Source organism: Clostridium sp. Marseille-P299, from assembly GCF_900078195.1.
Classification (GTDB): domain Bacteria; phylum Bacillota; class Clostridia; order Lachnospirales; family Lachnospiraceae; genus Lachnoclostridium.
Genome location: NZ_FJVE01000004.1, coordinates 351118 through 363854 on the forward strand (window position 1 = coordinate 351118; position 12737 = coordinate 363854).

The 12737-nt window shown below is 32.6% G+C and carries 12 protein-coding genes; 1 reads left to right on the forward strand and 11 read right to left on the reverse strand.

From position 1 onward, the window contains the following. Positions 1–11: 11 nt before the first annotated feature. The 4 genes from BN4220_RS01515 to truA all read right to left on the reverse strand — a co-directional run bounded on the left by BN4220_RS01515 (position 12) and on the right by truA (position 3481). Complete coding sequence (locus BN4220_RS01515; RefSeq protein WP_066712592.1) at positions 12–1340, reverse strand: APC family permease; 1329 nt, start codon at positions 1338–1340, stop codon at positions 12–14. Beyond that, positions 1304–1810 (reverse strand): hypothetical protein, encoded by a 507-nt coding sequence (locus BN4220_RS01520; RefSeq protein ID WP_066712595.1) that lies wholly within the window; start codon positions 1808–1810, stop codon positions 1304–1306. The genes BN4220_RS01515 and BN4220_RS01520 overlap by 37 nt, the downstream gene beginning before the upstream one ends. 217 nt (positions 1811–2027) lie before the next feature. Then, positions 2028–2570 carry a stage V sporulation protein T gene (gene spoVT / locus BN4220_RS01525; protein ID WP_066712605.1) on the reverse strand — a complete coding sequence of 181 codons (543 nt, stop codon included), beginning with the start codon at positions 2568–2570 and terminating at the stop codon, positions 2028–2030. 119 nt (positions 2571–2689) lie between these two features. Further along, positions 2690–3481, reverse strand: a complete 792-nt coding sequence (gene truA, locus BN4220_RS01530; protein ID WP_066712607.1) for a tRNA pseudouridine(38-40) synthase TruA — start codon at positions 3479–3481, stop codon at positions 2690–2692. A gap of 204 nt (positions 3482–3685) precedes the next feature. Here truA and BN4220_RS01535 point away from each other — a divergent pair, with 204 nt between their 5' ends. Continuing rightward, entirely contained in the window at positions 3686–5803 is a 2118-nt protein-coding gene (locus BN4220_RS01535; protein WP_066712609.1) for an LTA synthase family protein, read from the forward strand. A 101-nt stretch (positions 5804–5904) separates the two neighbouring features. Here the strand turns inward: BN4220_RS01535 and BN4220_RS01540 are convergent, their stop codons facing one another. The 7 genes from BN4220_RS01540 to BN4220_RS01570 form a co-directional block, all read right to left on the reverse strand. Next, positions 5905–7746, reverse strand: coding sequence for a heavy metal translocating P-type ATPase (locus BN4220_RS01540; protein ID WP_066712612.1), 1842 nt, complete (start codon positions 7744–7746; stop codon positions 5905–5907). 22 nt (positions 7747–7768) lie between these two features. Next, positions 7769–7984, reverse strand: a complete 216-nt coding sequence (locus BN4220_RS01545) for a heavy-metal-associated domain-containing protein (RefSeq protein WP_066712614.1) — start codon at positions 7982–7984, stop codon at positions 7769–7771. 267 nt (positions 7985–8251) lie between these two features. Then, positions 8252–8650, reverse strand: a complete 399-nt coding sequence (locus BN4220_RS01550) for an ArsR/SmtB family transcription factor (RefSeq protein ID WP_066712617.1) — start codon at positions 8648–8650, stop codon at positions 8252–8254. Positions 8651–9021: 371 nt separating this feature from the next. Further along, positions 9022–10239 (reverse strand): ABC transporter permease subunit, encoded by a 1218-nt coding sequence (locus BN4220_RS01555; RefSeq protein WP_066712619.1) that lies wholly within the window; start codon positions 10237–10239, stop codon positions 9022–9024. Between the two features lie 2 nt (positions 10240–10241). Beyond that, a complete protein-coding gene (locus tag BN4220_RS01560; RefSeq protein WP_066712621.1) occupies positions 10242–11018 on the reverse strand; it encodes an ABC transporter ATP-binding protein in 777 nt (258 codons plus the stop codon). 103 nt (positions 11019–11121) lie between these two features. Next, positions 11122–11322 carry a helix-turn-helix transcriptional regulator gene (locus BN4220_RS01565; protein ID WP_066712624.1) on the reverse strand — a complete coding sequence of 67 codons (201 nt, stop codon included), beginning with the start codon at positions 11320–11322 and terminating at the stop codon, positions 11122–11124. A 353-nt stretch (positions 11323–11675) separates the two neighbouring features. Beyond that, on the reverse strand, positions 11676–12725 hold the full coding sequence (locus BN4220_RS01570) for a peptidylprolyl isomerase (RefSeq protein WP_066712627.1): 1050 nt from the start codon (positions 12723–12725) through the stop codon (positions 11676–11678). Between the last annotated feature and the right edge of the window lie 12 nt (positions 12726–12737).

Below are 12737 nucleotides of genomic sequence, written 5' to 3' on the forward strand. Positions count from 1 at the left end.
ATATAAGAAATTTATATAGCATAACGTTTCGTATAAAAATATCCACCTAATAATATTATAGCACTAAAAATAAAATATCCCCAAAATAATGGATGTGAAAATGATGCTGTAAAAATTACAAAGGAACCTATCGACGCTATTACTGGAGCAACGTAGCCCATCATTTTACTTTTTATTTCTTTTTTCTTAGTTAAACGAATGACTGCAATATATAACACAATGAAATTTGCATAATTAATACAAATTGGTATCTCTGATGCATCCCCAGGCAACCCACCTTTTTGCATTAGGTAATTGATGATCAACCAAATACATGAAATAAAAAATCCAAAAATAGCAGAGTTTACTGGCATGCCATTTAATTTGCTTGATTCTTTTTTCAAAGTATTACTAAAAGGAATCATATTACGAATTGCAAGGGAGTATGGCATTTGTATATATGCAAGTATCAATCCATTTAATGTACCTAGCACCGAAATTATTACAAATACTATAATTAATTTTGCCCCTATGGCACCGAATATTTTATTTGCTGCAAGGAACGCACTCTCATTCCCTGTCTTTAGTACGGTATCAACGCCAACCAAAGAAGTTACACCAACAAAATATGAAATATAAATAATTAAAATAATAATTGGTGATATACTCAAAGCCAATGGTAAGTTTCTCTTACTATTGCGAATCTTATGACAAATCGAGGTAGCAATAATCCAACCATCATAGGAAAAGGCAATCGGTGCAAATGCCGCTAGCAAATTTGTACTTCCCACAGTTTGACCAACTGTTTCAAAATCATGTTTAATAATTGATACTGGTTCTCCAAAAATCACACCAACAACTGCTATAATAGCAAGTGGAATCAGTTTAATAATCATAGAAGCATTCTGAAAATGCCCACCCAAAGCTGAGGATAATATATTCATTAAGTAAAGCAAACAAAATACAAGAAACCCAATGAGTGTGGTATTCTCATTGGTACTTGGTATATTAAAAATCTGACATAAGTATATACCAGAAACCCAAGCTACTACTGCTACCAACGGTGACAAATACAAGAACACCTGAAACCAACCAAATGCCCCTGCACAATTAGCACTTACAAATTCTTCTGCATAACTTATAATTCCACCAGCTTTATCACTACGACTAGCTAAAAGTGAGACCGATAATGATCCAAAAATTATTACAACGGCTGCCAATAAAAATACTAAAATACCAAGTGTCATATTTCCATTGGTATACGTTAACACGTCATCACTCTTAAAAAAGATTCCTGAGCCAATGACAATGCCTGTAATCATCGTTATAGATGTAAATAATCCATATTTTTTCTCTTGCATGAAATAATCCCTTCAATTTTTTCTCGCATCCCTTTATCTTTATAAAAGATAGGGTACTTTCTTCCATAGTTTCCCCATATTGTACATGGGAATTTACTAAAATAATAAGTACAAAACAGCATCTCTTTTGCATTAAGAATTGCGGTAATCTCTAATAATTCTTTTGTAAGTTTGTAATACACAGTATTCGCATTCTTAGTAATTTCCTTAACATATGAAATCTGTTCTTCATTTAATACAGTAAAAAGGATTTGCTGTTGGTTTTGCTTCAATTTATGAAAGTAAAAATCAACAAATGAATGCTCTTCTCCATTTTCACTATATAGCGCAGTTAGCATAGCAAATAATTCTTCTTCAGTACCCTCAATAATTTCATAAGGATACTTCTCAAATCCCTCTTCTACCCGTTCAAAAAATATACAATCAGAGAGAATAAATTGTTCAAAGCTAATATTGATATCCTTCTCCATTATGATTCCCCTACCTTTTCACTTAAAAAATGAAAGAATTTCCTAATAAAATAACTCATTTAGTATATCACTTACGTCTTACATAAAATTAAGAAGGGCGTTAAAAAATAAATTCTCTTAACCACCCTTCTTTACCATAAATTAACTCCAATTACAAAAGGCTGTTTCGATAGTGAAATTATACTATCATAACAGCCATCATAAATCAATGTTTGCCTTAGTTTTCCATCTGCCTTCCCATGAATGCGGCGGCAGTAGCAGCAATTTTCACTTCAATCTCACCAAGTTTGGCTTTTGCATCTTTACTTAAGATAAGAACAGCTCCAATTGCATCTCCTTCAGAGATAATAGGTGCTATTACCTCATAAAGTATATCATCATCATCTTGTGAAACTTTAATAAAACCTTTTTCATCTTTTCCAGCTACAACGCTTTCACGATCATTAATCAAAGTTTCAAGATCTTTACTAATGGGTTTTGTTACCCAATCTTTCTTCATTCCAGCTACTGCAATAAATTGATCTCTATCTGCGATTGCCACGATATGTCCCGTTGTCTGCCCTATGGAATCTGCATACTGTTTTGCGAATTGTCCCAATTCACCAATAGGGGAATATTTTTTTAGAATGATTTCTCCTTCGCGATCTGTAAAAATTTCTAAAGGATCTCCTTCTCTAATACGAAGAGTTCTACGAATCTCTTTTGGAATTACAACTCTACCTAAATCATCTATTCGTCTTACGATTCCAGTCGCTTTCATACTGCATATTCCTCCATCTACATTGTCTAATCTTATAATCCTAATACTTAAGTAATCGTTATGATTATATTGTTAGTAGAATTGAGGAATTTATACCTACATAGTCATAAAATTTCAATTTAATACTCAACGTTTTTTAAAAATAAACCCTGTGAACCTATTGTAATCCCAGCATTTATTCTTTCTTTTTTTTCTAAAGTTTCTTTTATATTTTCTGGATTTCGCTTCAAAAGTCCCACTTCAATTAACGTACCGACAATAATTCTTACCATATTATATAAGAATCCATTCCCAGTAATTTGGATTTTTACTTCATTTGCTCCAAATCTTTCATTTATTTTTTCAATTTTAATATTATAAATAGTTCGTACCGTTGATTTTCCATCCTTTCGATCCGTACAAAATGCTTTAAAATCATGAGTTCCAACTAAGTATTTCGCACCTTCCTCCATTAACTTAATATCAAGTGACTCCCCTAACGGATACGCATATTTTCTATTAAATACAGACTCACGTTCATTGATATCAATAAAATATTCATAGGTCTTTTTCTTTGCATCATATCTACTATGAAAATTCTTTTCTACTTCTTCTACTTCATAGATACAAATATCTTCTGGTAATAATTCATTCATTTTAAATTGTAGCATAGTAAGATCAATATCTTTATTTAATTTAAAATTAACTACTTGTCCAAATGCATGAACTCCTGCATCTGTTCTTCCAGAAGATATTATAGTAATCTCTTCCTCTAAAATCTTGGACAAACCTTCTTCAATTACTCCTTGTATGGATGGTTTTGTAGCCTTAACATTGTTGACTCTTTGCCATCCAGAATATGAACTTCCATCATACATAACTTTAAACTTTATATTTTTAATTTTATTGCTTTTTGAATTTTCATTTTGCATTATAAGCATCCTCACATTTGTCTATTTTGCCGAATGACTTTCCATTTTTGTAAAAAATTCTTAAGAAAACATCTATATGAAAATCATATATTCTATGATACACTATGATGGCATAAGAGTGTAGAAATTTATTACAAATAACATATAAATTCTTTACACAAGTAACAAAACGTAATATGCATTGTTCATCCTATGGAGGTTATTATGCAATGGAATATTAAAAAGTTAAACACACCTAAAATAAAGGAAAAACTATCTAATCCTATTATTTTATGTCTTGTAACAGCTGTTTGTTTAAATTTATTTGTCGAAGCAATGTCACGGCGATCGCTGTTTGGCGCTTTTGGCTATTTATTTACAAATCCAATCGTATTTATTTATAATACAATTCTTATAGCCGTTACCCTATCAATTTCATTATTTTTTAAACGGAAACATTTTGTTTTGTTTGTAACATCGTTGGCCTGGGTTATTATTGGTATTACAGACTTTATTCTATTGTTATTCCGAACCACACCTTTTACAGCTACCGACATTACATTAGCTAAGTCAGCCGTGGATATATGGCAATATTATTTAAAGTTTTACCATATCATTTTAATTGCCATTGGGTTAGTATTACTTGCTATATGTTGTGTCATTGTATGGAAGAAGACAAGTAAAAATAGTACCAGATACCCTATCGTAAAGAGCATTTCCTTTTTTGTGACTACATTAGGGCTTTCCTTTTTACTCACCGGCGCTGGTCTGAAAATGAACTTCCTAGCTGCTAATTTTGGTAATTTGGCCAATGCGTTTCATGACTATGGTTTACCTTATTGTTTCGTAAATAGCGTAATTAATACTGGTATTGATAAACCAAATACTTATAACGAAACAGTAGTAAATCAAATTGTAGAAGCTGTAGAAAGCGGAGACCTTGTAGACTCCACTTTATTAACCCTATCAGGCAATAAAGATACAGAGATAACACCTACAGCGACCCCAATTCCAAGTCCTACTGCTACACCAACTCCTGAACCAACGAAAGCAGTCACAAAAGAACAGCCAAATATTATAATGCTTCAATTAGAATCCTTTTTTGACCCTACTTTAATCAAAGGCATCAGTTACACTATGGACCCGCTTCCAACATTTCATAAGTTACAAGGTGAATTTACATCTGGTTTCTTAAATGTCCCTTCCATTGGAGCTGGAACTGCAAATACTGAGTTTGAAGTTATAACGGGTATGAATCTTGACTTCTTTGGTCCTGGAGAATATCCATATAAGACAATTCTTAAGAAAACAACTGCCGAGAGTGTTAGTTATAATTTAAAAGGACTTGGCTATGCTACACATGCGATTCATAATAATACAGGTACCTTTTATGATCGTAATCAGGTGTTTGCACAGCTTGGATTTGATACATTTACACCGATTGAATATATGAACAATATTGAAAGAACTCCAACCAATTGGGCAAAGGATTTTGTGTTAACATCTCAGATTAAAGATACACTTGAATCTACTCCTGGTGAAGACTTTATATACACAATTTCTGTGCAAGGTCATGGTAGTTATCCAACTGAGAATATTTTAGAGGAACAACGTTTTGATTTAACGTTACCAGAAGGACTAGAAAGTCTTTACTATCCACTCCTTTATTATTCACATCAGATCAATGAAATGGATCAGTTCATTAATGAATTAACTACTTATCTAAGTTCCTTAGATGAAGATACTGTTCTTGTCATGTATGGAGATCATTTACCTGGTTTTCAATTAACCGCAGAAAACCTTGAAAACGGAGACTTATTCCAAACTCCTTATGTAATGTGGAGTAACTTTGATTTAGATGTTGAAAATAAAACCGTTGAAGCATATCAATTGTATTCCTATGTGTTAGGACGATTAGGTATTTCTAATGGTTTAATTACTAAGTTCCATCAAACACAATATAGCTCTGATGCTTATCTTGAAGAGTTAAAATTACTTGAATATGATATGTTATACGGAGAATTAAATTGTTTTAATGGAGTAAATCCTTATGAAAAAACCGATTTACAAATGGGTATACATGAAATAACAATTGAGAATGTTACACCATTGTACGTTGGTTCGGATAGTAATAGTTCAGGTATGCTAGTTGAGGGTAATTATTTTACTCCATATAGCAAAGTCTATGTAAACGACGAATATAAAACTACGTATTTTAAAGATGAAAATACATTATATGCCGCAGATATCACACTAAAAGATGGCGATGTTGTAACTGTCGTTCAAAGTTGTGATGATATGGTTCCGTTAAGCTCAACCAAACCATATACATTTAATAAGTAGTATTTAACAAATAAATACTACCTACGAAACAAAGAACCCCCTTTCACTAGACTTTATGTCTAATGAAAGGGGGTTCTTTTATTTTCAACCCACATGTGAAATTATTTATATCTTAAAACTCGAATTGCATTTAAGATTGCAATGACGGAAACACCAACATCTGCAAATACTGCTTCCCACATATTTGACATACCAAAAGCAGCCAATATTAAAACTAATATCTTAACTCCAAGAGCAAATACGATATTTTGTTTTACAATTCGTAATGTTTTTCTTGAAATCCCTATTGCTGTTGCAATCTTAGATGGTTCATCTTCCATAATTACTATGTCCGCTGCCTCAATTGCTGCATCCGAACCTAGACCACCCATGGCAATTCCAATATCTGCTCTTGCAAGTACTGGGGCATCATTAATACCATCGCCAACATATGCGAGAGTTTCTTTGGGATTTTTAGCACTTAGCAATTTTTCTAATTTTTCTACTTTGTCACCTGGTAATAGATTCGTATACACATCGTCAATTTTAAGTTCAGAAGCAACTTTTTCACCAACTTGTTTTGCATCTCCAGTTAACATAACTGTTCTACGAATACCTGCTTTTTTAAGATCCAAAATCGCTACTTTCGCATCGCTTTTAATCTCATCTGCGATTACAATACTACCAAGGAATGCTCCCTCTGCTGCCACATAAACAATTGTTCCTACTTCTTTACAAGGAACATAATCTATCTTATTTTCCTTCATCAAACGTTCATTACCAGCAAGCACCGTTTTTTCATTGATAATGGCCTTCACTCCATATCCAGGAAGCTCATTAACATCTTTAATATCGTCCTCTGTTATCTCTTTTCCATACGCCTTTTTAATTGAAATAGAGATTGGATGATTGGAATAATACTCCGCTTTGGCTGCAAGTTCTAATAATTCCTCTTCACTTCCAGAACTTGTATTTATACTTGTCACTGCAAAGTTACCTTTTGTTAATGTTCCTGTCTTATCAAAAACAACGGTTCTAGTATTCGCCAAAGCCTCTAGATAGTTACTTCCTTTAATTAAGATTCCTTGTTTACTTGCACCACCGATACCACCGAAAAATCCAAGTGGAATTGAAATTACTAGTGCACAAGGACAAGAAACTACTAGGAAAATAAGTGCACGGTATAACCAATCTTTAAAGCTTGCATCTGGGATTAGTATAGGAGGAATAATTGCTAGTATTGCTGCAACAATTACTACAATTGGTGTATAATACTTTGCAAATTTCGTTATGAAATTTTCAGCTTTTGCTTTTTTAGAACTAGCATTTTCTACTAAATCAAGTATTTTAGCAACCGTTGATTCTTCAAACTCTTTATTTACCTGTACTAATATGATTCCATTTAGATTAATGCAACCACTAATTACTTCTTCACCAGCTTTCACTTCTCTTGGTAAAGCTTCTCCAGTCAAAGCTGCAGTATCTAGTGTTGTACTTCCTTCTATGATTGTTCCATCCAAAGGAACTTTCTCACCAGGTTTTACCAAAATAGTCTCACCAACCAAAACTTCTTCTGGGTCAACAGTAACATACTCGCCCTCTCTTAATACATTGGCAAAGTCAGGGCGTATATTCATAAGCTCCGTAATGGATTTTCTTGACTGATTTACAGCATAGGACTGAAATAATTCTCCCACTTGATAAAAAAGCATTACCGCAGCGCCTTCTGCAAAATCACCAATGGCAAAGGCACCAACTGTTGCGATGGCCATTAAAAAGTTTTCATCAAAGATTTGACCTCTTAGTATATTACGAATTGCTCGGTATAAAACATCATATCCAGCCAAAGCATACGCCACCGTAAAAAGTGCTAAGCTTACTAGTTCAACACTCTTAAAGAGAAATCCAAATGCAAATATAATCAACGCTGTTCCAATACGAAGCGTTTCTTTCTTAAATTTCATAAGCGCCTCCCATATACTTCATTTATTTTATAATGATATCTGGTTCAACCTTTTTGATTACTTTTATAGCTTGCTCTATAATGCTTTCCATATTCTCATCATTTGCAAGTAGTGTAACTTTTTGTGTCATAAAGCTAACAGTAGCCTCTTCAACACCTGCTATTTTTTTTATTCCATCTTCCATCTTTGCTGCACAGTTTGCGCAATCTAAACCTTCTAATTTTAAAATCTTTTTCATAATAGCTCCTTCCTTTCATGTGGGTAAATCCACTTCAAATACATTTTTGTCTTTCTATATGATTTAATAATTAAACAACTGTTTAATCGTTTAATTCATTATATGATTTACATTTAAAATTGTCAATAGCTAAACGTAACTTATTTTAATTTAACTTATTTTAATTTAACTTATTTTAATTTAATAAAGAAAAAAGAGGCATCCTTTTGCACAAATTTTATTTGCAACAAGAATACCTACTTTTCATTTTTTATCGTAATTTTGTTTTTATAAATCCTCTAACTTAACAGCCTCTCTTGGGCAATTTATTTCAAAAACATCATCTATCATTCTATGAATCAACTGGGCTTTCGGAGTTTTCTCAAGTGTGTATAACACCTCTTTGCCTACTCTTCTACTTGTTATTATACCAGTCTGACGGAGCGACTTAAGATGATGGGAAACTGCCGGAGCACTCATTTCTATTGCAGCTGCAATATCATTTACACATTCCTCGCTATGGCAAAGTAACCAAAGAATCTTTAATCTAGTCCCATCACTTAATTGGTCGAAAACTTCAGCTGCTAAAATAAATGCTCGCTCTTTTGGCATTGTTTCTAATAGCTTTTCTGTATTATAACCATGATCATGTGGTATTCTTTGAGTTGTATCACTATGTTCACTCATCGCATTATCCTCTCTTTATATAAAAAATACAAATATAAATATATATCTAAATCTAACTCATAATTAACCTACCTATAATGTATCACATTTAAAAATAATTATATATGAAAATATTATATAATTCCATCTTCAAGTGAGCTTGCAGATGGCCCATTCTACTTTCATTATACCATGAACAAATGCAGTTCATGATCTTGTTGCTCCAATCGCTATCTTCAAGCGAGCTTGCAGATAGCTCATTCCGCTTTCATTATACCATGGACACCTGATAATACAAGCTTACTTACTATTATAAAGTGAAAAAGGAATTGATATCAAGCTAAATAACTTGATATCAATTCCTTTCTAGGATGTTCAATTTCTAAACTGAATTATGCATTAAACATTATCTTCTCGCTCTTAAATGCTTTTGTTAACAGTGCCGTAACGATTGCCGCAAGTGCTAGTGTTCCAGCAATTGATACGCCAAATTGCACCAATGTTAATTCTTTCGTCATTAAGTTTTGAATGGCCAATGAATTTCCATACACAGGAATTGCATACATATATAGAGGTTTCTCAAATCCACCTTGGTACATCGTTAGCAACCCTGCTACGATTACAACAATGTAAATTGGTGATATATAGGTATTGGCTTCTTTGGCTGTTTTTGCAATAACTGATACAAGTGCAACTAAACCAACATATACGTAAACCATAACTAACATAATGATTAAAAGTTGAATCGCTTCTAACACAGAAAAACTAATGGTTGCTGATGTTCCCTCACCAAAAAGATCACCTGCCATCAGTGGCATCCCAAAAATCATAGATACTGCATATACACACGCAGAGATACTCGATAATATAACTAACGAAATTAATTTACCATATACAATCTCACTTCGCTTAATTGGAGCTAGCAATAATTTAGCCATTGTTCCACGTTCTTTTTCTCCAGTAATTGCATCTACCCCTAAACTCATGGCACCAACAAATAATAAAAAGGTAATTAAATACGGAATCAACATTGCAAGGACCTTACCATTCTCCTTATCTGCATCAACAATGATTTTCTCATTTAATTTAAAAACTGTTAATTGCTCTAAGTTCCCTAATCGATCTCCAAGAAGATTTGTCTCCAATGGACTGAGTACCTTTTCCTTAAAAGAATTATATGCTGCTACTGAATAATCTTCTGCAGTATTGTAATAGATACTTACATTTGGTATCGTATCTCCTTGCACTTTATATGCTTTTATCTCTTCTAAAAACGTAGATGGAAAACTTACTAATAAATCAACTTCACCTTTTAATATACTCTCTTGTATTGTCTCCACACTATCTGATCCGCTTATATAAGTAATATTAGCTGTATTGTTGTATAAGCTTGCTTCCATTACTTCCTTTAATCCATCTGGCGCATTTTGTATGTATACATTAGACGCATGCTGTTCTACATTATCCACCATTTTTTCCATCATCGTCCCCATAAGTGAGTACATACCGATCATTAATATGGCTGGTAAAATAAATAAGCTAAAAACAAGTTTTTTATCTTTAAATACACGAGTTAACTCTTTTTTAATGATTGTTTTTGCCCCATTCATTATTATGCCTCCTCCTTATTATAAACCTTATAAAGCTCAAAAAACGCATCTTCTAATTCCTTTGTATTGGTCTTTTCAAGAATTTCTAAAAGCGTTCCCTCAATTACCTTCTTGCCTTGAATAATAATACCGATACGATCACATAACTTCTCAGCTTCTGACATAATATGCGTTGAAATAATTACTAACTTACCTTCTTTTTTTAGTATCTTTAAGTAATCAAGAACACCTCTTGCTGTAACAATATCTAAGCCACTTGTTGGTTCATCAAAGATAACCACCTTAGGATCATGTGCTAAACTAACAGCGATTGCAGCTTTTTGCTTCATACCTGTGGATAATTCATCTATTTTTTTATCTTGAAATGGCGTAATTTCAAAATATGAAAATAATTTTTCTCTTCTCTCTTCTATCAGAGCATCGTCCATACCATGTAATTTACCAAAAAAGTTAAACATATATTTTGGAGAGAACTGCGGATCTAATTTAATTTCATTTGTTAAAAATCCAATGTTCTCTCTTACTTTTTCAGATTGTTTTACTGTGTCATAACCTGATACTTTTACAAATCCTTCTGTTGGCTTTAAAAGTGTAGCCACACAACGAAGTATTGTTGTCTTACCTGCACCATTTGGTCCAAGCAATCCATAAATTTCTCCTTCTTTTGCAATTAAACTAACATTATCTGCTGCCTTCTTCATATTGTTCTTTGTCTTCATTTGCAGCATCTGTTTTTTGCTTAGCTTGTAAATCTTAGTCAAACCATTAATTTCAATCATTGTTGCACCATACCCTTCTTTTATATTTATTCCTTAACATCAACAGGCGGTTTTAATCATACATAAAAAGCACCTCATTGCTTTTTATATATAGCATATCAGCTTATTCATCATCACCAAAAATCTCGTCAAGAGTCTTACCAAGCACTTTACATATATTTTTACATAATTGAATCGTTGGATTATAATTTCCACTCTCAATTGCATTTATTGTTTGCCTACTAACATTCACTTTCTCAGCTAAATCCTTCTGAGATAAATCAAGTGCAGCTCTTGCGGATTTCAATTTTAGGTTTTTTGCCATTTTGTCCTCCAACGCATATACATAAATAAAAAATTATATATGCCTATGTAAAGAAGAATATCTAAATATTCTATTTTCTTTTTGTTTATTTCTTTTTGTTTATTTCTTCTTTGCTTACATTGATTCTACTGTTTTCATAATAGTATCATAGGTTAGTTATTGTGTCAATTATATTTTACATTTTGTCAAGTAATAATGCCTTGTTACCTACTCAGATATTTTTATAATCAAAAAACGCCGTCACAAAATAGAGGTCTTATATGTCTGTTCTATGTTCACGCAATGTAAACAGTAGAATTTCTATATCCAGTACTCTATTTTGAGACAGCGTTTTATCAATAATTTATTAATTATTATTGAAATAGCTGATCATCAAAGCTTATATCATTCCAGATGTCCTTATTTAATTTAACCTTTGTATTATCTGCCCATTCCTTGTATGTTGTGTTAAAAGCCTCCTCCTGGCGATTGGAGATTATTTCTTCCTTCGCAGCATTCGTAGCTTCACGGTCTAAGTCCGATACACAGTATAAAATATAAAATCCACTTTTAGATTCTATTACATCACTAATTTCACCCTTAGTCATGGAAAAAGCAACCTTCTCTAAATCAGCTTCCATGTCTCCTTTGCCAACAGTTATTTCAATTTCATCCTTATTATCACTATTTTCTTGTGCAAAGGAGTAAAAAGAATCTGCTTCTAAAGCCTGTTGTCTTAATTCTACAGCCTTTTCCTTAGCTGCCTCTAATTGTTCTTCTGTATATTCAACACGATTTCCATTTTCATCAAATGTACAATTAGATACTAATAAATACTGAAGTACAATTTGTCTTGCTTCTTCATCTGACACATCTGTATCAACATTTAAAGTTAAACTTTCGTAAATCTTATTGGCAAGCATATTGTCCATATAGACTTTTTTAACCGTTTCAATATCAATATTGTATTCTTTCATTTGTGCCTCTGTAAAGGAACTTAAAAAAGTAGCTGTTAATTCATCTACATCTAAAAGCTCGTCCTCGGCTAGTGTAACTCCTAGATTCTCTGCTTGTGCACATATTGTCTTAATATTAATAATATCTTCCAAAAGTTTTTCTTTAAATACTGTTTCAAACGTTTTTCCTTCAGAGTCTACCTTATAGCTCCAAATATCTCCTCCATAAAGGTTTTCATATTTATCCTTATAAGATTGCATATATAAAAGCACTTCTTTATAGCTTACATCAATATCACCAACTGTTAAGACAGTCTCATTTGATAAATCTACAGTACTTGCTTCTGTCTCATTTTGCTGTTTACTAGCATCTGCAGTTTCCTTATCTTTTTTATTACAGGAAAGTAGGCTAGCTGACGTTAACGATGCAATCAACAAAAAAACTGAGACTTTCTTTATATATTTCATAGATACCCCTCA